The organism is Anaerocolumna chitinilytica, assembly GCF_014218355.1.
GTDB lineage: Bacteria > Bacillota > Clostridia > Lachnospirales > Lachnospiraceae > Anaerocolumna > Anaerocolumna chitinilytica.
Map to the genome: position 1 here is coordinate 4,122,356 of NZ_AP023368.1, position 20,003 is coordinate 4,142,358.

The 20,003-nt window shown below is 39.5% G+C and carries 19 protein-coding genes; 4 read left to right on the forward strand and 15 right to left on the reverse strand.

Translation table 11 applies throughout. From position 1 onward, the window contains the following. Positions 1-16: 16 nt before the first annotated feature. Positions 17-2,263 (forward strand): formate C-acetyltransferase, encoded by a 2,247-nt coding sequence (gene pflB, locus bsdcttw_RS17910; RefSeq protein WP_185256188.1) that lies wholly within the window; start codon positions 17-19, stop codon positions 2,261-2,263. A gap of 201 nt (positions 2,264-2,464) precedes the next feature. Here pflB and bsdcttw_RS17915 read toward each other — a convergent pair whose 3' ends face one another. From bsdcttw_RS17915 to spoIIIAA, 8 genes are all read right to left on the reverse strand, one after another. After that, positions 2,465-3,292 carry a SpoIIIAH-like family protein gene (locus bsdcttw_RS17915; RefSeq protein ID WP_185256189.1) on the reverse strand — a complete coding sequence of 276 codons (828 nt, stop codon included), beginning with the start codon at positions 3,290-3,292 and terminating at the stop codon, positions 2,465-2,467. A gap of 22 nt (positions 3,293-3,314) precedes the next feature. Further along, a complete protein-coding gene (locus tag bsdcttw_RS17920; protein ID WP_185256190.1) occupies positions 3,315-3,911 on the reverse strand; it encodes a stage III sporulation protein AG in 597 nt (198 codons plus the stop codon). A gap of 116 nt (positions 3,912-4,027) precedes the next feature. Further along, on the reverse strand, positions 4,028-4,681 hold the full coding sequence (locus bsdcttw_RS17925; protein ID WP_185256191.1) for a stage III sporulation protein AF: 654 nt from the start codon (positions 4,679-4,681) through the stop codon (positions 4,028-4,030). 83 nt (positions 4,682-4,764) lie between these two features. Next, entirely contained in the window at positions 4,765-5,895 is a 1,131-nt protein-coding gene (locus bsdcttw_RS17930) for a stage III sporulation protein AE (protein ID WP_185256192.1), read from the reverse strand. Between the two features lie 40 nt (positions 5,896-5,935). Then, positions 5,936-6,319, reverse strand: coding sequence for a SpoIIIAC/SpoIIIAD family protein (locus bsdcttw_RS17935; RefSeq protein ID WP_185256193.1), 384 nt, complete (start codon positions 6,317-6,319; stop codon positions 5,936-5,938). A gap of 15 nt (positions 6,320-6,334) precedes the next feature. Continuing rightward, positions 6,335-6,529: a stage III sporulation protein AC gene (gene spoIIIAC / locus bsdcttw_RS17940; RefSeq protein WP_185256194.1), complete on the reverse strand. Its 195-nt coding sequence runs from the start codon at positions 6,527-6,529 to the stop codon at positions 6,335-6,337. 45 nt (positions 6,530-6,574) lie between these two features. Next, on the reverse strand, positions 6,575-7,105 hold the full coding sequence (locus bsdcttw_RS17945; RefSeq protein WP_185256195.1) for a stage III sporulation protein AB: 531 nt from the start codon (positions 7,103-7,105) through the stop codon (positions 6,575-6,577). Further along, positions 7,102-8,067: a stage III sporulation protein AA gene (gene spoIIIAA / locus bsdcttw_RS17950; RefSeq protein WP_185256196.1), complete on the reverse strand. Its 966-nt coding sequence runs from the start codon at positions 8,065-8,067 to the stop codon at positions 7,102-7,104. Before spoIIIAA ends, bsdcttw_RS17945 begins: the two co-directional genes overlap by 4 nt. Positions 8,068-8,445: 378 nt before the next feature. Between spoIIIAA and bsdcttw_RS17955 the strand changes: the two genes are divergently transcribed. After that, positions 8,446-9,228 (forward strand): shikimate dehydrogenase family protein, encoded by a 783-nt coding sequence (locus bsdcttw_RS17955; protein ID WP_185256197.1) that lies wholly within the window; start codon positions 8,446-8,448, stop codon positions 9,226-9,228. A gap of 817 nt (positions 9,229-10,045) precedes the next feature. On the opposite strand, the gene bsdcttw_RS17960 is transcribed toward bsdcttw_RS17955, so the two are convergent. The 5 genes from bsdcttw_RS17960 to leuB form a co-directional block, all read right to left on the reverse strand. Continuing rightward, positions 10,046-11,650, reverse strand: coding sequence for an MBL fold metallo-hydrolase RNA specificity domain-containing protein (locus bsdcttw_RS17960; RefSeq protein WP_185256198.1), 1,605 nt, complete (start codon positions 11,648-11,650; stop codon positions 10,046-10,048). 175 nt (positions 11,651-11,825) lie between these two features. After that, positions 11,826-12,698 carry a DegV family protein gene (locus tag bsdcttw_RS17965; RefSeq protein WP_185256199.1) on the reverse strand — a complete coding sequence of 291 codons (873 nt, stop codon included), beginning with the start codon at positions 12,696-12,698 and terminating at the stop codon, positions 11,826-11,828. A 213-nt stretch (positions 12,699-12,911) separates the two neighbouring features. Further along, entirely contained in the window at positions 12,912-13,394 is a 483-nt protein-coding gene (gene leuD / locus bsdcttw_RS17970) for a 3-isopropylmalate dehydratase small subunit (protein ID WP_185256200.1), read from the reverse strand. A gap of 104 nt (positions 13,395-13,498) precedes the next feature. Beyond that, complete coding sequence (gene leuC / locus bsdcttw_RS17975; protein ID WP_185259866.1) at positions 13,499-14,764, reverse strand: 3-isopropylmalate dehydratase large subunit; 1,266 nt, start codon at positions 14,762-14,764, stop codon at positions 13,499-13,501. Positions 14,765-14,929: 165 nt separating this feature from the next. Continuing rightward, entirely contained in the window at positions 14,930-16,018 is a 1,089-nt protein-coding gene (gene leuB / locus bsdcttw_RS17980; protein WP_185256201.1) for a 3-isopropylmalate dehydrogenase, read from the reverse strand. Positions 16,019-16,132: 114 nt separating this feature from the next. Between leuB and bsdcttw_RS17985 the strand changes: the two genes are divergently transcribed. Together bsdcttw_RS17985 and bsdcttw_RS17990 are read left to right on the forward strand one after the other, a co-directional pair. After that, positions 16,133-17,068: a LysR family transcriptional regulator gene (locus bsdcttw_RS17985; RefSeq protein WP_185256202.1), complete on the forward strand. Its 936-nt coding sequence runs from the start codon at positions 16,133-16,135 to the stop codon at positions 17,066-17,068. A gap of 40 nt (positions 17,069-17,108) precedes the next feature. After that, positions 17,109-17,618 carry a hypothetical protein gene (locus bsdcttw_RS17990; RefSeq protein ID WP_185256203.1) on the forward strand — a complete coding sequence of 170 codons (510 nt, stop codon included), beginning with the start codon at positions 17,109-17,111 and terminating at the stop codon, positions 17,616-17,618. A gap of 115 nt (positions 17,619-17,733) precedes the next feature. Here bsdcttw_RS17990 and mutY read toward each other — a convergent pair whose 3' ends face one another. Together mutY and ilvC are read right to left on the reverse strand one after the other, a co-directional pair. Then, positions 17,734-18,819 (reverse strand): A/G-specific adenine glycosylase, encoded by a 1,086-nt coding sequence (gene mutY / locus bsdcttw_RS17995; protein WP_225903699.1) that lies wholly within the window; start codon positions 18,817-18,819, stop codon positions 17,734-17,736. Positions 18,820-18,932: 113 nt separating this feature from the next. Next, positions 18,933-19,943, reverse strand: a complete 1,011-nt coding sequence (gene ilvC / locus bsdcttw_RS18000; protein ID WP_185256204.1) for a ketol-acid reductoisomerase — start codon at positions 19,941-19,943, stop codon at positions 18,933-18,935. Positions 19,944-20,003 lie beyond the last annotated feature (60 nt).

Here is a 20,003-nt window from a genome sequence, read left to right on the forward strand (position 1 = left end):
ACAAAGGAGCAATACGATGAAACAAGAATGGAGAAACTTTACAGGCTCACATTGGACAGACGACATCAATGTGAAAGATTTTATTCAAGCTAATTACACCCCGTATGATGGAGACCAAAGTTTCTTGGAAGACCCCACCGATGCTACAAACAGCCTCTGGGATAAAGTTCAAAAGCTACAGAAACAGGAAAGAGAGAACAATGGCGTATTAGATATGGAAACAAGTGTTGTTTCCGGTGTTACCGCCTACGGACCCGGCTATATTGACAGTGAAGCCAAAGACTTAGAAAAAGTAGTTGGTCTTCAGACAGATAAACCTTTAAAGAGAGCTTTTATGCCTTACGGCGGAATCAAAATGGCGGAAGATGCCTGCACCACCTATGGCTACACCCCTGATCCGGCACTGCATAAAATCTTTACAGATTACCATAAAACACATAATCAGGCAGTATTTGATGCCTATACACCAGAAATGAAGAAAGCCCGCCACAATAAGATTGTTACCGGCCTGCCTGACACCTATGGCCGCGGACGTATCGTAGGCGATTACCGCCGAGTTGCTCTCTATGGAATTGATTTTTTGATTGAGAAAAAGAAGGAAGATCTTGCCCACTGCGGTTCCGGAATTATGACAGATGATATTATCCGTATCCGTGAAGAGGTTTCCGATCAAATCCGTGCATTACAGCAGATGCTTAAAATGGCAGCGGACTATGGTTTTGATATTTCTAAACCCGCAGCCAATGCCAGAGAAGCAGTTCAATGGCTCTACTTCGGATATTTGGCTGCAATCAAGAGTCAGAACGGTGCGGCCATGAGCATCGGACGTATTTCAACATTTCTTGATATTTATATTAACCGTGATTTAAAAGAAGGAAGTCTTACTGAGAAGGAAGCTCAGGAGCTTATCGACCATCTGGTACTGAAACTTCGTATGGTAAAATTCGCACGTGTGCCTTCTTATAACCAGCTATTCTCCGGTGACCCTGTCTGGGCTACTCTGGAAACCGCAGGCCTTGGCTTGGACGGCCGTCATATGGTAACAAAGAATGATTACCGCTTCCTGCATACTCTTGAAAACATGGGACCTGCACCGGAGCCAAACCTTACAGTTCTTTATTCCTCCAGACTTCCGGAAAACTACAAAAAGTATGCGGCTTATATTTCTGTGAAGACCAGCTCTATCCAGTATGAAAATGATGATGTCATGCGTACTGTCTGGGGTGATGACTACAGCATCTGCTGCTGCGTCTCCGCAACACAGACCGGTAAGGAAATGCAGTTCTTTGGTGCCCGTGCAAATCTTGCAAAATGTCTCCTTTATGCCATTAACGGAGGTATTGACGAAAAGAGCGGCGTTCAGGTAGGACCTGCTTATAAACCTGTTACCTCAGATGTTCTTGACTACGATGACGTTATGGCTAAGTATGATGTCATGATGGATTGGCTTGCCGGTCTTTATGTAAATATACTGAACCTGATTCAATATATGCATGATAAGTATTACTATGAAGCAGCTGAAATGGCACTAATCGATACTGATGTAAGAAGAACTTTCGCAACAGGTATCGCAGGTTTCTCCCATGTGGTAGATTCCCTGGCAGCCATCAAATATGCAAAGGTAACACCTGTACGTGATGAAAACGGCGTAGCTGTTGACTTTAAAATCGAAGGTGATTTCCCTCGTTACGGAAACGATGATGACCGTGCAGATGATATCGCTGTTTGGCTCTTAAAAACATTTATGAAAAAGCTGAAGAAATTTCATACCTACCGTGATTCTGAGCCTACTACTTCCATCCTTACCATAACCTCTAATGTTGTATATGGTAAGAATACCGGTACTCTCCCGGACGGAAGACCTGCATGGACTCCTCTTGCTCCCGGTGCTAACCCTTCTTATGGTGCTGAAAAGAACGGCCTGCTGGCTTCTTTGAACTCTGTTGCAAAGCTGCCTTATGAATATGCCCTTGATGGTATCTCCAACACCCAGACCATCAGTCCCAGTGCTTTAGGCCATACAGAAGAGGAACAGAGTAAAAACCTTGTAAATGTAATGGACGGTTATTTTAACCGCGGAGCACATCACCTTAATGTCAACGTATTTGGTGTGGATAAATTAAAGGATGCTATGGAACATCCCGAAAAGCCGGAATACGCTAACTTTACAATTCGTGTCTCCGGATACGCCGTAAAATTCATTGACCTTACAAAAGAACAACAGCTTGACGTTATAGCAAGAACCTGTCATGGCAATATGTAATTCCTTGTAATTGATTTGATTATCGAAGGGTCGGTCTTTCAAAATGGGACGGCAATTTGCACCAAGCAGAAAGACTCATGCACTGGTTCCAAGGTGCATTCGTTCTTTTTGCTTGGTGCAAATTCCCTGTTATATGATTGAAAAACTAAAAAACATCCCCTGTAAACCTCTTATTTTAAGGTATTACAGGGGATTTCTTATTTATTCATTTGCTATTGTTGGATTAATATGAATCTGGCTTGCTTTCATACCGGTTTCAGCTTTTACAACATCCATGATCTGTGCAAGATCCTGTTCTGTTAATTTCTCAGCATTTACTACTACATCAACTCTCTTATCGCGCATAAATACCAATGAATCCGTAAAGCCCTTTGCACCAAGCAAGGTTTCTGCTGCATTTTCAGCTTCTTTAATCTTATTTAATTTAATAAGTGCATTTACGGCAACCTGCTTACTCTCTTCAGAAAGATTATCTTTAGCAATAATATCATTATAAGTATCTATGTATTTTGATCTCCACTGCTCTCTGTTTAACTTGGCTGCTTCAAAGAAATCAGCGGTTGTAGTTGTACTTACTAAAACGGCTTCACCTGGTGTACTGGTCTCTTTACCATCGGATTTATCTGCTGTCTTTGTTGTGCCATCATCAGTTGCTGCTACATCTGCATTATCCTTTGATGCGGTATCAGTAGTACTGTCCTTGTCTGCAGTTTTCTTTGTGTCAGTGGATGCATCGTCCTTTGCTGTAGTATCTTTCTTTGAAGTATCTGCTGCTACGTCGCTGGTTGTGCCCTTGTCAGAGTCGGAAAGGTCCAGTGAGGATTCCGGTAATACATTACCCTGATCATCTAATGCCAAAAAGTCGCTGTCAGATATATCATTTCCCATAGTGGATTCTGTATTTGCGTCATTTGTATCACCGGTTTTTAAGGGGTCATGTTTACTACTAAAGTTCAAATACCCGGCAATGATTATCATGATTGCTAAGGCTGCAATTATGATATTATTTTTTCTGAATAAGTTTTTCATGCTAAACCTCCTTGAAGAATCTTTATGAATTCATTTTCATTACTTTAACTTTATGTGACGGAACGCCAAATAATACCTGTACAGCATCAATTATTTCACTTTGGATGACAGCCCGATCGCCGCCCTGAGCTATCACAAGGATACCTTCTACTTCCGGTTCAATCTCCTTTAGGATATAGGGCTTTTTTACACCGTCACTTCCCTCTACCATAATGGTGGTATCACTTTGTTCTGTTTTGTCACTATTCCTGCTTCCGCCCTCCCCGTCAACTTCATTCACGCTTTCATTTGTGTATGGTCTATCTTTTAATATTACTTCCTCTTTGGATCCCTTTAGGGTTATCATGACCTCTACAGCCCCGATGCCATCTACTTTCATTAGCACCTTTTTTAAGCGGTCCTCCAAATCTGTAACATAAAGCTTTGTTTCATCCTTGGCGCTGTCAGAGGATTGACTTACCAAACTTTTGCTGCTAACAGACGGCTCTTTGGTTTTTTTATCAGAAGATGTTAAATTAGGAAGTGATACTAACACCAGAAATATTCCTGCCATTAGTAACATTACAAGTCTTGCTGGTCCTATCTCTTTCAAGGTAATTTTCTTTTTTTCTTTTTCCATATTTTGTCTTCCATGCTGCTTTAACGGTCACCATCTCCGCTGCATTTAATAGGTGGGTTCCCAAACTAGGAGCCTATTTACTGGTATCTTATAAAACATTCTTAGTATGTGGGAGATTACTCCTGTATACTAATATTTATATTATCTGCTTTGAGATTATAGAAGTCCGACAAAACTTTTTTTGCATTGATTTCTACCGGGGACAGGTAGTTTTTACTCTCCTTTGTATCTTCCATACTCTTTGAATCTTTCTTTATGTTAATATCATCAATAACAACCCTGTCAATATTAATAGCCTCCTTATCGGCTTTTTTATCAGACTGTTGATTTGCATTGTATACCCCCTTAATATCAAGTTTCTTAAGTTCACCATAGTTACTGTCTGTCTCATCCTCCACTAAGGTAACTTCCATACTGTCCACCTCAATATTTTCATTTTTTAACAGCTCCTTTACTTTATTTTCAACTTTTACTTTTACCTGTGAGAAAATTTCTTCTTTCTGCCTGGCCCCTGTGCTGTTTAATTTTTCTTCCATGTTAAGAGAATCCTTTGTCTCTGCTACCAGTGAATTCGTTGTAAAATAATAGTCCAGCGTATTATTCAGCTGAAATATCTTTAGCAGTGGAGATATGACCAGAATTACCAGGATAATTCCTGATATGAGGTTGATGTATTTTTTATAAGAGCTCTTACCCAATAAATTGGTTATCACACTAATGAGCACCATAAAAATAACAATGTTCTTTACCCAAGAATAGATATACTGCATATAACCTCCATACTGCCAAACCCGTTAATTGGGAATATCAGCAAATAAATATGTAATAAAGTATTTCGCATGTTTCATCTCCTCTATGTGGTAGTAGCTGCCACAATGGTGATGGTTATAATAAATAAAACTGCGCCGACGATAACCGTCTGTAAGAGAAACATAGAAGCATCAGCAGAAGCAGAGATACATTTTAGCATACGCTTGTCCGATATTGGCTGGACAGCCGCACTGCTGACCTTATATATTAAGGTCATAACAGCAAGTTTGATAACCGGTACGGCACACAGGATAATTATAACCACTACTCCCGTCACGCCTATTGCATTTTTTAAAAGCACTCCGGCACCCAGTACGCTTTCAGCTACAGTACCAAAGATATCCCCCACTCCCGGCACAGCACCTGCCGCTTTAAAGAGCAATGATTTCTTCATCTTGTCAGATACCGGTGTAATAAGTCCCTGAACAGCATTAAACCCTACTACGACCCCTACCAGTGTTTTAAGTCCCCAGCTCATTACGGTTTCCAATAGTTCTGTCAGTTTTGAGAGAAGGTCTTCTTTCGAAAGATTATTTGCCATGGAGATAACGAGATAGATATTAATCATAGGAATAATAATCTTAATTAACAGTACATCTACAAAGGTTATTAAAAATAGTGTTATCTGATAATATACCATTGAGGTTCCCGGTCCGGTGGAAAATGCCACCGCAATAAAATAAGACGGAACCAGTGCTTTCATCAGTTCAAGCAGTGACGAAAGTGTCTGGGCAGCCATGGAGGAGGCAGTAATAAAAGAACCGGTTAAAATAGAAAACAGTAAAAGATAAGCCACATAAAATCCGGTATCTGCTACCTGTACATTGTGAAACGCATATGAAAAATTCGTAAATACCGCCGCTATCACGGCTATGGATATAAGACCGGTAAAGGTACCGATGTTATTTTTAATTTCATTTGCAATTACTTGCTTTAGGTCATCTAGTATCCCGGTAATTGAAAAAGTTTTTCTTCCCGTTACTAAATCATTTACATAATCCATAAAATCAAATTTATTATTATTTGACAGGGTATCATCTATCACCGATTGAATCTGGCTGAAATCAATATCCTCGCTTCCTTGTGAAAGTTTATCAGAGGCTGCAAAGACTTTTGTCTGAAACATCATAAGAAACAGCAGTAGAAATATCACGCAAAGGATTGCTTTCCTCATAATACCCCCTTTCCATTCGTAGTTGAAAACTGCCTTTTGTTTAAGTAGTCAGAAATTTGTTAATGGTATCCAGCAGAGCTAACAATATTGGCATACCGGTGGCCAGTATCGTCAGTTTTCCTACCAATTCAATTTGGTTTGCTACGGCAGTATGTCCAAAATCTTTGCAAAGGTCTGCTGTAAATTCTGCTATGTAGGTAATGCCGATAATCTTAATTAATATCCCTAAATAAGATTCGTTTAGGTTAATATATGTTTGAATTTTCTTAATTGTACTGATTATCAGCTCTAGCTTACTTAAACCCAGGTAGAAAATCAAAATACAGCCTGCAAGGCTTATATATATTGAATATTCCGACTTATAATTTTTAAAAATAATCGCAAGCAGTATAACACTGATCCCGACTAAGGCTATCTGTAACATTCCTTTCTCCCTTCCTTATAAGGTAAACAGGTTTTGAATGGTTTTAAATAAGTCGGAGATATAAGGTACAATCCAGAAAAGGACCAGGATGAGACCTGCCAGAGTAGTGAGAAATGCCTGCTCATCTCTTCCTGATTGTTTTAATATCTGATTCAATACAGAGACCAGGATTCCTACCGCAGCTATTTTAAAAATTACGTTGATGTCCATGTTAACCTCTATTCCGCCGCCAACAGCAGCATAAAATCTTGAAAATTACAGCATGACAATTGTTAAGAAAATCCCTCCAAGAATTCCTAGAGTATTATACATATAGGTTTTTTCTTTAACATTTTTTGAAAGCTCCTTTATCTCCTCTTCAATCTGAGTCAAATATAAATCAATGGTATTCAATTGCATTTCCTTATCCAGGTATCCCATATTCTCACCGAATTGAACCAGATTAAGAAGATCTTTCTTGCTAAGAGAAGTGTTTTCCAATCCTTTACCTATGGATTCACTCCAGATTGCAGCAAACGATACTCCCCCAAGTTCATTTAACTTATCTGCAACCATTTGCAGAAACTTCCTATACTTACCATCATGCCTTACCGTAAGGGCTTGTACTGCTTCCGGCAGCGGTGTATTGGCATAGCGTATATCCCCTCTTAACAGATTCAATATTCTCCTCAGCTCCTTTAAATCTTGAATCCTTCCTTTTAACTCACCGCTAAAGTACATCCCCATTCCTGCTGAGGAGATAAGTATCAATATACAGCCTAACATTTTGATGAAGGTGATGATCATAAGCCTCCTCCTGTTTTTGAATAAATTTCAATACCATCTCTGTCATAAACCTCTTCCAGATGTCCCACGCTTCCTTTATTGCTTAAAAGAATATACCTCTCAAACAGTCTGTCTTCTATTAATTTTCTTAAAAGCGGTTTGCCCTTGACATCTTGCAGAGAATTGCCATGAACTGTCGCAATAAGTTTACATCCGCAGTTTATTACATATTCAATTGCTTCAATATCCTCTTTCGAACCAACTTCATCAACTGCAATTACTCTGGGCGACATAGCACGGATTAACATCAGCATTCCCTTGGCTTTCGGGCAGCAATCCAATACATCAGTACGGATACCAAGGTCATTCTGAGGAACACCCATATAACAAGCTCCTATTTCAGATCTTTCGTCCACTACACCTACCGTAAGTCCGCCTCTGTCTTTTTCACCATCGGATATCTGTCTGATAATATCCCTCAAAAGTGTGGTTTTACCGCAGCAGGGCGGTGAGATAATGAGGGTATGCAGACAGTTCCCATTTTCCATAATAAGGGGAATTACTTTATTGGCACATCCTTTAATCTGATGGGACAAGCGAATATTGATAAAGGAGATATGTTTAATACTTTTTAAACGATTTTCCTCCAATACTGTCTTTCCGGCAATTCCCACCCGGTGCCCCCCGGTTATGGTAAGAAAGCCTTGCTTTAATTCCTCTTCAAATGCATACAAGGAGTAATTACTTATATACTCCATAGTCTCTTTTAATTCATTTTTGGTTAAAAGGTAACTGTCCTCCCCGCATCTTGATAATTCAGATTGCTCTGTAAGAAAATATTCCTTATTATCATAGACAATCAACAAAGGAGCGTTCACCCGTAACCTGATCTCCTGCAAAAGCTCATAATCCAACTCAGCCTTTGCCAGTATATTCCTAAGCTTAATGGAAAATATCTTAAGAAGTTCCTCTTTCTTATTCATTGCAGACCTCCATATATGTACCCATGCCAAAGCCTGTGCACACTCAATCAAAAGTGGAAAATTCCTTCCGACGGATTCAAACGGTAACTTCCGGTACTCGTCCTCCTCCTTTAAAACAATATATGTACCCTTGAAAAATTTATGACCTCATATTTTAACTTGCAAAATAGAATTTATTATATTATCCTTGGTATAGCCTTATAGGAAGATTCGGGTGGCAAAGGTACGTAATTTATACCTGTCAGAAAAAGGCTGCGTTGATTTTAAAGCGCATTTCCTGATTAAAATGTTGTTATCACCGGAAGATTATATGCTTCCTTACAAATAAAATATTCTAAAAATCTAAGAAAGATTTACTAGAAAGGGCAGGTATTTATTATGGAGTATGGATTAATCGGAGAAAAATTAGGACATAGCTTTTCCAAGCCAATTCACGAAAAGCTGATTCATTATCATGATATTAAGAATTACAGCTATGAGATAAGACCTGTCGCAAAGGATGAATTTGCAGATTTCATGGTAAAGAAGGATTTTAAAGCAATTAATGTTACAATACCTTATAAGAGTGATGTAATTCCTTATTTGTTTGAAATTGATGAGCATGCCAAACAAATCGGTGCAGTTAATACCATTGTTAACCGCAATGGACAGTTATATGGTTACAATACAGATTTTTTTGGATTTCTATATACGCTGGAACATCATCAAATGGAGGTGAAAGGGAAAAAAGTCTTTATAATTGGTAACGGCGGTTCCTCGAAGGCTGTGTCTGCGGCCCTCTCCCATTTGGAAGCTTCAGAAATACTCCATGTAAAGTACAGAGAGGATAATGGCTGTATTACTTATGAAGATGCTTTGAAAAATCACCTGGATGTAGCATATATAATTAATACAAGCCCTGTGGGAATGTTTCCGAATACCGAAAACTCTCCTATGGATCTTGCCCCTTACACCAACTTAAAAGGGGTTGTAGATATTATCTACAACCCCCTAAAAACGAAGCTGTTGCTGCAGGCAGAAAGCCTTGGCCTTCCTGCCGTAAATGGTCTGGAAATGTTAATTGCTCAGGCAAAAAGGGCAGTGGAAATATTTTTAGATACTGCTATTAATGATGAAGCTATTGAAGATATTTATATGCAAATGATGAAAGAATTTACCTGATTTGAATGGCAAAATACGGGTTTTTTACAATGGGACGGAAAATTACGCAAAGCAGAAAGACTCATGCGCTGGTTCCAAGGCGCATTCGTTCTTTCTGCTTTGCGTAATTTTCCTGTGCATATGGTGAAACAGGTCGGTTGCTGGATTAATTTATATGTATATATATTAGGCTATAAAAGAGCCTGAAACTTCCACATATTTTTGTTGAATAGGTTTAGATTCTCATGCTTATGTAAAAGACGTACAAAATGATGATTGATAGTATCAATCTGACAATATGGTGCTGCCAGTGTGGTTTGCCGTATTTTTTATAACCATTTACAAGCGCACCTATATGTATGAAAACTAAACCAGTTAGAAGAACAAAGATATAGTTCGTAAATTGCTCTAGTAATAAGGGGAGGATGCTAAAGAACTGCAATACACTTCCGATAAGGATAAAGAGGTTTCCTGTGTCTATCTTCTTGTCCTTTTCCTTCGGATTTTCACCAATGGCTTTTACGGATGATACCAATAATAGAATACTGTATAAACATATAAAAATTATATAAACAATTTTAAGAATCATGCAGACCTACCTCATTATTTTTTTAAAATTTTTATAACCTTCCTTATTTAATCAGTATATGTACTAAGCCTTATTACTATTTTTTAGTCTAATTGATGATTTTACAAATGTCAACATTTTTTCTAAATTTTGTATAATTATTAATTTTTATATAATAGCATTCATAATTTTACTTCTGTTTTTTATTAAATACTAAAAAGAATGCTTTATGGTCCGCAAGATATTCTTAGAAACCATAAAGCATCCTTTTTATTTCCACTTTTCAATTAAGGAATTCAACATATCATTTAACTTGGCCAGATCTTTTGCCGGTCTCTTTTCACTTTGACGTATAAGAGCTGATAGCTTGTTAGCGGTGTCCAGAAGACGTATATAAACAGAAGAAGTAGCTTTCTTCTCTTCTCTTTCTTCACCCTTCTTCACACGAATACCTTGATTTTTCTCAAGCCAGATACCTTCCTTTAGATCATAGCAATCACCGCTAAAGGGAGTGAAACTCTCAAGTCCATATTCATTTTTCAGCTCAGCAGCAAAGGATTCACAGCTTTCTTCATCACCATGGGTTACAAATACTACTTCCGGTTTCTTCTTATAGGAATTAATCCATTTTAAAAGTCCGGTCTTGTCAGCATGGCCGCTGGTACCATTCATTCTTCTGATTTCAGCCTTAACCTGTATGGTTTCGCCAAAGAGCTTCACATGATCCGCTCCATCTATAATAATCTTACCTAGTGTTCCCTCTGATTGATGTCCCACAAACAGAACAGTACTTTCACTTCGCCATAAATTATGCTTTAAGTGGTGTCTAATTCTGCCTGCATCACACATACCGCTGGCGGATATAATAACCTTTACATCCTTATCAAAGTTGATGGCTTTAGACTCCTCTGAAGTAACAGCCGTTATAAGTCCCGGGAACTGTATCGGATTTATTCCCTTCTCCACCAATTCCATTGCCTGTGCATCATAGTAACCCTGTACGTTTTCCGTAAATATTTCCGTCGCTTCATTTGCCAGAGGGCTATCCACATATACTTTAAAATTATTGTGGCCTTTGATGCGGTTCTCCATCTTAATCTGACGAATGAAATATAAAAGCACCTGCGTTCTTCCCACCGCAAAGGCAGGAATCACAACATTTCCTCCTCTGTCAAAGGTTGTCTGCAGTATGTCAGTCAGTTCTGTAATATAATCCGGAGCCGCTCCATGATCTCTGGTACCATAGGTAGATTCCATAACCACATAATCTGCTTCTTCAATATACTGGGGGTCGTTAATTAAAGGCTGATTGATATTTCCGATATCTCCGGAGAATACGATTTTCTTCGTTACACCATCTTCCGTAATCCATACTTCAATACTGGCAGAGCCCAGTAAATGACCGCTATCCACAAAACGGAATTCAATACCGTTAAAAAGGCTCACCTTTTCTCCATAACTGTGAGAAATAAATCTGTCCAAGGTTCCCTTGACATCCTCAGCCACATACAGAGGTTCAACCGGCGGTTCTCCTTTCCTGATACCCTTACGATTCTTCCACTCAGCTTCAAACAATTGAATATGGGCACTGTCTTGAAGCATTATCTCACACAAGTCTTTTGTTGCCTGTGTGGAATGTATATTACCGCTAAAACCTTCTTTATAGAGCAGTGGAAGCCTTCCTGCATGATCCATATGGGCATGGGTCAGTAAGACCGCATCAATCTCTCTGTCCGATATCGGTATAGGCTTATTGATAAATATATCCCGGCCCTGTTCTAATCCGCAGTCAATCAATATATTCTTTCCGCAGGCTTCTAGTAAATAACAACTGCCGGTTACTTCATGGGCAGCTCCAATAAATATTAATTTCATAAGCAACCTCCTGTTCTCTATCATTCCCTATAGATGATACTTCATACATGATGCGTTTGTTTGATATGAGATTTTATACTTTCAGTTTATTTGCAACACCTAACACACTAGCAGTTTCGTGCCGAGGATTTCCCAGGCATAGAATTGTGCAGGAAATTGTATTATATTTTCCAGCTTACCTACCAGTACCAAAAAAGAATAATGCTATCGTTCCGGGCCCTGAATGGGTGCCAACCACCGGACCGATATAATTAATAATCACATCCTTTACCGGATATTTTGCTTTTATTAATTCTGCAAGATACTCTGCATCTTCTTTTGCATCGCCGTGACCTATGAAGATAACCTGTTCTTCCGGAGCTGTGACAGAAGCTTCCATATGACTAAAAAGTGCCTGGATTGATTTTTTTCTACCTCTTACCTTTTCCATTGGAATCAGGCGTCCTTCCTCATCAACATGCAGAACCGGTTTAATGTTAAGTGCTGTACCGATTCCTGCGCTAAGTGCGCTGACTCTTCCGCCTCTTTTAAGATGAAACAAGTCATCCACTGTAAACCAATGACAGATATTTAGTATGTTTTTTTCCAGCCAATTCTTTAATTCCTCTATGGTATACCCTTCCTGTTTTAGCTGGGCAGCTGTATAAACACAAAGTCCTTCTCCCACAGATGCACATTTGGAATCAAAACATATGATTTTTGCCTCCGGATATTTTTCTTCCAAATCTTCTTTTGCAATCAATGAGGAATTATAGGTTCCACTAAGGGCAGAGGAAAATGCAATGTATAAGATATCTTTGCCTTCTTTTATAATCGGTTCAAATACTGATAAGAAAGTGTCTGTATTAATAAGCGAAGTTACTGACTTACTTCCTTGCTTAAGTTTTTCATAAAACTCATGGGAAGCCAATTCCCTGGCGTCCGGATAATGAATATACGCTTTTCCTTCAACCTCAAACCCCATCGGTATAGAGATGATTCCAAGTCTTTCTATCATCTCCTGTGTCAGATCCGCTGTACCGTCCGTTATGATACAAAAATCCCTCATTTATAATCCCAAGTATCAGAGTAATGCCTTGATACTGCCAATTCCCGGCATCCTTTCTCTCTTAAATTTATCAATCACTAATACAGTTATATTTTAACACTTTTAACAAATCAATACAAGACAGGCATGATAGGTGAAAGCCTAGCATAGAAAAAAACCACTCAAACGCTACAGGGTTTTCCCCTATAATTTTTGAGTGGTTTAAAAGAAGAACTAACTGTTTATATAGTTTATAAGACCTTCAGCCTTAATAATTCTCTGCATAAATTCCGGAAAGGGCTGTCCTTTAAAGGTTTTCCCTTTTGTCACATCGTATATAATACCGCTGTCAAAATCAATCTTAACATCGTCTCCAGCTTCTATTTCATCGGCTGCTTCCTTACATTCAATAATTGGGAGTCCTATGTTAATGGAGTTTCGGTAGAAGATCCTAGCAAAACTTTCTGCTATAACACAGCTGATTCCGGATGCTTTAATAGCAATAGGCGCATGCTCTCTGGAGGAGCCGCAGCCAAAGTTCTTATTAGCAACAATGATATCACCCTTTTTTACTCTATTTACAAATGCCGGGTCAATATCTTCCATACATTTTTCCGCCAGTTCCTTGGGATTGGTGGTATTAAGGTATCTGGCAGGTATTATTACGTCTGTATCCACATTGTCACCATATTTATGCACTGTTCCGTGTGCTTTCATTTCTGACTCCTTTTCCGGGGAATATTAGTATTTCCATCCTCATTTATTTTATCTTCCATATATTTATCATCCATATATTTTCAACATTAAATATCTATCCTTAATTATAAACCCAGTTCTTCCGGTCCGGATATTCTGCCTGTTACGGCACTGGCTGCTGCAACAGCAGGGCTGGCTAAATAGATTTCGGATTCCACATGCCCCATTCTTCCTACAAAGTTACGGTTAGTGGTTGCCACTGCCCTCTCACCCTGTGCTAAAATCCCCATATGTCCGCCAAGACAAGGCCCGCAGGTTGGAGTACTGACTGCTGCTCCTGCTTTTATAAAGATTGAAAGAAGCCCTTCCTCCATTGCCTTAAGATAGATATCCTGGGTGGCCGGAAATATAATGACTCTCATACCTTTCTTTACTTTTCTCCCATCTAATACTTTAGCTGCCGCCCGTAAATCTTCAAGTCTGCCGTTGGTACATGACCCGATGATTACCTGCTGAATCTCAATATCACCAACCTCATCAATTGTTTTGGTGTTCTCGGGCAGATGAGGGAAAGCTACTGTCGGCCGAATCTTAGATAAGTCAATATTATAAGTTTTTTCATATTCCGCATCCACATCTGCTTCATAAATCTTATATTCCTTTGAAGAATGTCCCTTCATATAATCAATTGTCTTATTATCCACCGGAAATATTCCGTTCTTGGCGCCAGCTTCAATCGCCATATTCGCCATAGTAAAACGGTCATCCATGGACAGATTCTTTATTCCGTCCCCTGTAAATTCCATCGATTTGTAAAGTGCACCATCAACTCCTATTAAGCCGATAATGTGAAGGATAATATCTTTTCCGCTCACCCATCTGTCAGGACATCCTGTCAGTTCAAACTTAAGTGCAGAGGGCACTTTAAACCATGCTTTACCGGTTACCATTCCGGCTGCCATATCGGTACTTCCGACACCTGTTGAAAAGGCACCTAAAGCACCATATGTACAGGTGTGGGAATCTGCGCCTATCACTACATCTCCGGCTACCACAAGACCTTTCTCCGGCAGCAGCGCATGTTCTATTCCCATTTCTCCGATTTCAAAATAATTGGTGATTTCGTATTCTTTTGCAAACTCACGCAGACACTTACAGTTCTGAGCTGATTTAATATCCTTATTGGGGGTAAAATGATCAGGTATTAACGCTATCTTATCTTTGTCAAATACCTGTTTTTTCTCTATTTTTGTCATCTCCTGTATCGCAACAGGAGCAGTAATGTCATTGCCTAACACCATATCCAAATCAGCTTCTATCAGCTGTCCGGCTACTACATTGCGAAGTCCTGCATGAGCGGCCAGAATCTTTTGAGTCATAGTCATTCCCATATTAATCTCCATTCCGCTGACGTCTCTTAATTCTCATGCCAGCACAAATTTTTAGAAAGGCTGATTCCTGTTTTCCCAAGCACTTGTCTGAAATGTGCTTTACAATATTCATACCAGCAATCTTACCTTTACCAAACCTATGTGTGAATTATGCTTTGTAATAATTCACACTATCTCCTCTGCTATCAAATCACCCATCTTATCTGTGCCAACCAGTATATTCCCCGGTGACATAATGTCGATGGTTCGGTATCCCTTACCCAGTACCTTACTTACAGCTTCCTCTATCAGAAGGGCTTCCGGTTCCAAATCAAAGGAATATCTAAGCATCATAGCGGCAGATAGGATTGTCGCCATGGGATTTGCTTTGTTCTCTCCGGCTATATCCGGCGCTGAGCCATGGCTTGGTTCATACAGTCCAAGTTTTGTTTTACCAAGGCTGGCAGAGGGCAGCATTCCGATAGAACCGGTTATCATGCTTGCCTCATCGGATAAGATGTCTCCAAACATATTCTCCGTGAGAATTACATCAAATTGCCCCGGATCCTTTACCAGCTGCATTGCGCAATTGTCAACCAGCATATCGCTAAGTTCCACATCGGGATACTCCTCTGCCACTTCCTTAACGACCTGCCTCCACAGTCTGGAAGAGTCAATTACATTCGCTTTATCTACACTGCAGAGTTTCTTCCTTCTTTTTCTGGCGATTTCAAAACCGGTTTTTGCAATTCTCCTTATTTCTTCTTCGTCATAGGTCAAGGTATCATAAGCTTTCCGAATTCCATTCTCGACCACCGTTTTCCGGTCTCCAAAATAAAGCCCTCCTGTCAGTTCCCTGACCACAATCATATCAAAACCTTCTCCAATTACCTCTTCCTTTAAAGGGCAAGCTTTCTTTAAATCGTCAAATAATAGTGCCGGTCTTAAGTTAGCAAATAGCTCCAAGCCTTTTCGAATCTTTAACAGCCCGGCTTCGGGTCTTAATTCCGGTGGGAGACTATACCACTTGGAGACACCTACATTACCGCCCACAGCTCCAAGCAGTACTGCATCGCTTTTCTTTGCCGTCTCCAGAGTCTCTTCCGTCAAAGGAACTCCATGAACATCGATAGAAGCACCTCCCATCAGAAGTTCTGTGTAGCGGAAGTTATGTCCGCAAACCTTTCCCACTTTATCCAGTACCTTCCTTGCTTCTTTGATAATTTCCGGTCCGATTCCATCCCCTGGAATAACTGCAACACTATATTCTGCCAACTTACTTTCCTGCCTTTCTTACTTTTACTGGTATTTTATCACAAGCTTTGATATAATTGAAATACATAATACGAATAATTATTATAACTATAGAATATATCAAGGAGCAGAATCATGGAAAGTAATCTGACCTTATACCGTATTTTTAATTCCGTCGCAGCCACAGGGAATATTTCCCGTTCCTCTAAGGAACTTTTTATCAGCCAGCCTGCTGTCAGTAAAGCTGTCCAAACTTTGGAAGATAATCTTAAGATGACCTTATTTATCCGTTCCTCCAGAGGGGTCCGCCTGACAGAAGAAGGTGCTCTCCTTTATGAATACACCAAATCCGCCTTTGATACGCTCTCAGAAGGTGAATCAACCCTGCTTCGTATGAAAGAGCTTGGAATCGGACATCTGCGTATTGGTGTCAGTAATACCTTATGTAAATATATCCTGCTGCCTTATCTAAAGGATTTTATCAAAAAGTATCCACATATCAAGATTACAATTGAATGTCAATCCACCTATAAGACCTTGGAGCTTCTTGGCCAGAATAAGATAGATATTGGGCTTATTGGCAGACCCGCTAATCTAAAGGGTATGGATTTCTATGAGATTCAAAAAATTGAAGATATCTTTGTCAGCACCCAAGCTTATCTTGATAATCTCAATCAGCAGCTATCAAAAAGCCACCGCCGTAAGCCGGCTATCTCACCTGAAGATACCTTGGATATCATAAGTAATTCCAATGTCCTTTTATTGGACGAGAAGAACATTACCCGATTATACGTAGAGGATTATTTTACAAGAAATAATATTAAGACAAACCAGTTATTAGAAGTAAGCAGCATGGATTTACTCATAGAATTTGCAAAGATCGGATTGGGTATATCCTGTGTCATCAAAGAATTTGTACAAGATGAACTAACATCAAAGGAACTTATCGAGCTTCCCCTAAACCCTCCTCTTGAGAAAAGAGCAGTCGGTTTTTCTTACTGCAAAGATGCTTTTCTGTCACAGGCAGTCAAGCACTTTATTGATTTTTACAAGGAACGCAGCCTTCGCTAGATGCATATATTAAAAAATAAAACCACGAAAAGAGTCTCTTATGACGCAATATAATTCCTATTCAGGGATAATTTTATCAATTGAAGATATCCTGATAGATTCAAGAGATACTTTAGGCTGTAATAAATTATTTACCATACAGGATAGCGACAATAACATAATCACTTTTCATGTAACACCTTCAACCTACTTTATAGATAACATAACAGCAAAAGAGGGAGATCTTGTTACCGGTTTCTATGACAATAATGCACCCGTTCCTCTCATATATCCTCCAAGATTTCGTGCGCTGATAATGGCTGTCGGGTTGAACGATGTAAATGTAAAAGTTGATTTTTTCAATCGTAATCTGGTAAGCAGTGACGGATTGCTTCGTTTGAATATTTCTCCAAATACTCAAATCACACTAGAAAATGGGCAAAGCTTTTACCAAAATCCCTCGAACCGTAATCTTATTGTACTCTATGGACCAACAACTAGGAGTATTCCTGCTATTACAACACCTTATAAGATTATTGTTCTATGCGGCAGAGAAAGAGAAAAACATTAATTTAAATAAAAGCAGTTTGTCTGATATGATTGGGTTATCAGCCAAACTGCTTAAATTATTATAATTACTCACCTGCAGCCTTTCCTGCAACCGAAAACCGTATATTTTCAACCTTTTATATTAAAAACTTCTTGTAGTAATCAAATGCTGACGGCAGTGAGTAGATCTCTTCAATCTCTTTTGCGGATGCCCAAACTGGCGGGTTTTTGTTCATCCCTTTCTCTGCCCCATATATCTTAGTGTCTTCGGCTACCCTTTCCTGTAAGCGTACAAGGTATCCTGTCATATGCCACTCCACATGGGAAAATATATGTTTTGCATCTCCTAAGGGAATAATCTGTTCCATAGAATATCCCATCTTATCAAGATATTCTTCTGCTGCAGAAGAAGACAGTTTCATCTCTATTCCAGGGAATTCCATCAACCCGGCAAGAAGACCTTTTTTCTCTCTTTTGTAAAGCACATATTCTCCTCCGGCTTCTATTACAAAAATTGTCCTCTCCTTTATCTGCCTCTGTTTCTTTTCCTTTTTAACAGGAATTTTATCCTCTGTACGGTTCTTATATGCCTGGCATAAATGTACTAAAGGACACTTATCGCATAAAGGCCTGCCCACGGGTATACACACGGTTGCCCCTAATTCCATCACTGCCTGATTAAAATCTCCCGGTCTGCTCTTAGGCATTACTGCCCTAATATCCTCTTCCAGCTGCTTCTTGACTTTTGCTTCGGTTATATCATCAAAACATCCCGAAACTCTCATCATTACTCTTAAAACATTACCGTCAACAGCGGGTTCAGCAATATGAAAGGCAATTGATGCAATTGCTCCGGCAGTATAGCTTCCAATCCCCGGAAGTTTCAGCAGTTCCGTATAATCGCTCGGAAGTTCCCCACCATAATCTCTCACCAGTATCACAGCCGCTTTTTGAAGATTTCTTGCCCTGTTATAATATCCCAGCCCTTCCCACAGCTTTAAAAGCTTATCTTCATCTACCACTGCCAGAGAATGAATATCCGGAAGTGCATGGATAAATCTTTCAAAGTATGACTTTACTGCCTCTACCCTTGTCTGCTGGAGCATTATTTCAGATATCCACACATAATAAGGCTTCGGATTTTCACGCCAGGGGAGTATTCTGGCATTCTGATCATACCAGTCTAACAAAAATTCTATTGTTGAGGAATAGTCATACATCATATCACAATTGCCTTTCTAATTTGTTTACCATAAAGCTCTTACCTTCGTTTAAAAAACGCACCGGAACCTGTTCCAAGTTCCGGTACGTTTTAATATAAAATAATTTATACTGTTTAGTTGTTGATTAATTTATTTTTATTGGTCCAGCTCATCATCTTACGAAGTTCATCTCCTACCTTTTCAAGCTGATGTTCGGATTCTCTTCTTCTCATGGCAAGGAAGTTCGTACAGCCAATCTGGTTTTCTAAAAGCCAATTACGTGCAAAAACACCTTCCTGGATATCTTTTAATACCTTTCTCATGGCATTCTTGGTATCTTCTGTAATAATCTTAGGTCCGGTTATATAGTCACCATATTCCGCTGTATTTGAGATAGAATATCTCATACCAGCAAATCCGCTTTCATTGATTAAGTCAACAATCAGCTTCATCTCATGGATACATTCAAAATAAGCACTTTCCGGTTCATATCCGGCTTCTACCAGCACTTCAAAACCAGTCTTCATAAGCTGTGTAACACCACCGCACAGAACTGCCTGCTCACCAAAAAGGTCTGTCTCTGTTTCTTCTCTGAAGGTTGTCTGAAGAACACCTGCTCTTGCGCCTCCGATAGCAAGTGCATAAGCAAGTCCGATATCATGAGCCTTGCCGGTTGCATCCTGGGCAACGGCTATCAGACAGGGAACTCCCTGGCCTTCCTGATACTGGCTTCTAACGGTATGTCCGGGTCCCTTAGGTGCGATCATAATAACATCTACATCAGAAGGAGGTAATATCTGACCAAAGTGTATGGAAAAACCATGTGCGAACATAAGCACATTACCTGCCTCAAGGTTTGGTTCAATTGATTCCTTATAGAGCTTAGCTTGTTTCTCATCGTTTATAAGAATCATAATGATGTCAGCTTTCTTTGCAGCCTCAGCCGCCGTGTACACTTCAAAGCCCGCTGCTTCTGCCTTCTTCCAGGATCTGCTGCCTTCATAAAGTCCGACAATGACATGAACACCGGATTCCTTTGCATTCAATGCATGAGCATGTCCCTGGCTGCCATAACCGATAATTGCTACGGTTTTACCTTCCAGTAATGATAAGTTGCAGTCTTCCTGGTAAAAAATCTTTGCCATATCTTTTATCCTCCTAATAAAATTAAATTATTATTGAAAAAGTGTGGCTGCACATATGTG

Bases quoted from the DNA above. Each gene is read 5' to 3' on its own strand.
- spoIIIAA (WP_185256196.1), bottom strand. From the start codon at position 8,067: ATGAATAAGAAAGAGGAACTTCTTAAGATATTTTCCATTAAGCTTAGG.
- bsdcttw_RS17915 (WP_185256189.1), bottom strand. From the start codon at position 3,292: ATGAAAAACTTATTCAGAAAAAATAATATCATAATTGCAGCCTTAGCA.
- bsdcttw_RS17955 (WP_185256197.1), top strand. From the start codon at position 8,446: ATGGAGTATGGATTAATCGGAGAAAAATTAGGACATAGCTTTTCCAAG.
- bsdcttw_RS17935 (WP_185256193.1), bottom strand. From the start codon at position 6,319: ATGTTACAGATAGCCTTAGTCGGGATCAGTGTTATACTGCTTGCGATT.
- bsdcttw_RS17920 (WP_185256190.1), bottom strand. From the start codon at position 3,911: ATGGAAAAAGAAAAAAAGAAAATTACCTTGAAAGAGATAGGACCAGCA.
- ilvC (WP_185256204.1), bottom strand. From the start codon at position 19,943: ATGGCAAAGATTTTTTACCAGGAAGACTGCAACTTATCATTACTGGAA.
- leuD (WP_185256200.1), bottom strand. From the start codon at position 13,394: ATGAAAGCACACGGAACAGTGCATAAATATGGTGACAATGTGGATACA.
- bsdcttw_RS17985 (WP_185256202.1), top strand. From the start codon at position 16,133: ATGGAAAGTAATCTGACCTTATACCGTATTTTTAATTCCGTCGCAGCC.
- spoIIIAC (WP_185256194.1), bottom strand. From the start codon at position 6,529: ATGGACATCAACGTAATTTTTAAAATAGCTGCGGTAGGAATCCTGGTC.
- bsdcttw_RS17960 (WP_185256198.1), bottom strand. From the start codon at position 11,650: ATGAAATTAATATTTATTGGAGCTGCCCATGAAGTAACCGGCAGTTGT.
- bsdcttw_RS17990 (WP_185256203.1), top strand. From the start codon at position 17,109: ATGACGCAATATAATTCCTATTCAGGGATAATTTTATCAATTGAAGAT.
- bsdcttw_RS17925 (WP_185256191.1), bottom strand. From the start codon at position 4,681: ATGCAGTATATCTATTCTTGGGTAAAGAACATTGTTATTTTTATGGTG.
- bsdcttw_RS17945 (WP_185256195.1), bottom strand. From the start codon at position 7,105: ATGATCATCACCTTCATCAAAATGTTAGGCTGTATATTGATACTTATC.
- bsdcttw_RS17965 (WP_185256199.1), bottom strand. From the start codon at position 12,698: ATGAGGGATTTTTGTATCATAACGGACGGTACAGCGGATCTGACACAG.
- pflB (WP_185256188.1), top strand. From the start codon at position 17: ATGAAACAAGAATGGAGAAACTTTACAGGCTCACATTGGACAGACGAC.
- leuC (WP_185259866.1), bottom strand. From the start codon at position 14,764: ATGGGAATGACTATGACTCAAAAGATTCTGGCCGCTCATGCAGGACTT.
- bsdcttw_RS17930 (WP_185256192.1), bottom strand. From the start codon at position 5,895: ATGAGGAAAGCAATCCTTTGCGTGATATTTCTACTGCTGTTTCTTATG.
- mutY (WP_225903699.1), bottom strand. From the start codon at position 18,819: ATGATGTATGACTATTCCTCAACAATAGAATTTTTGTTAGACTGGTAT.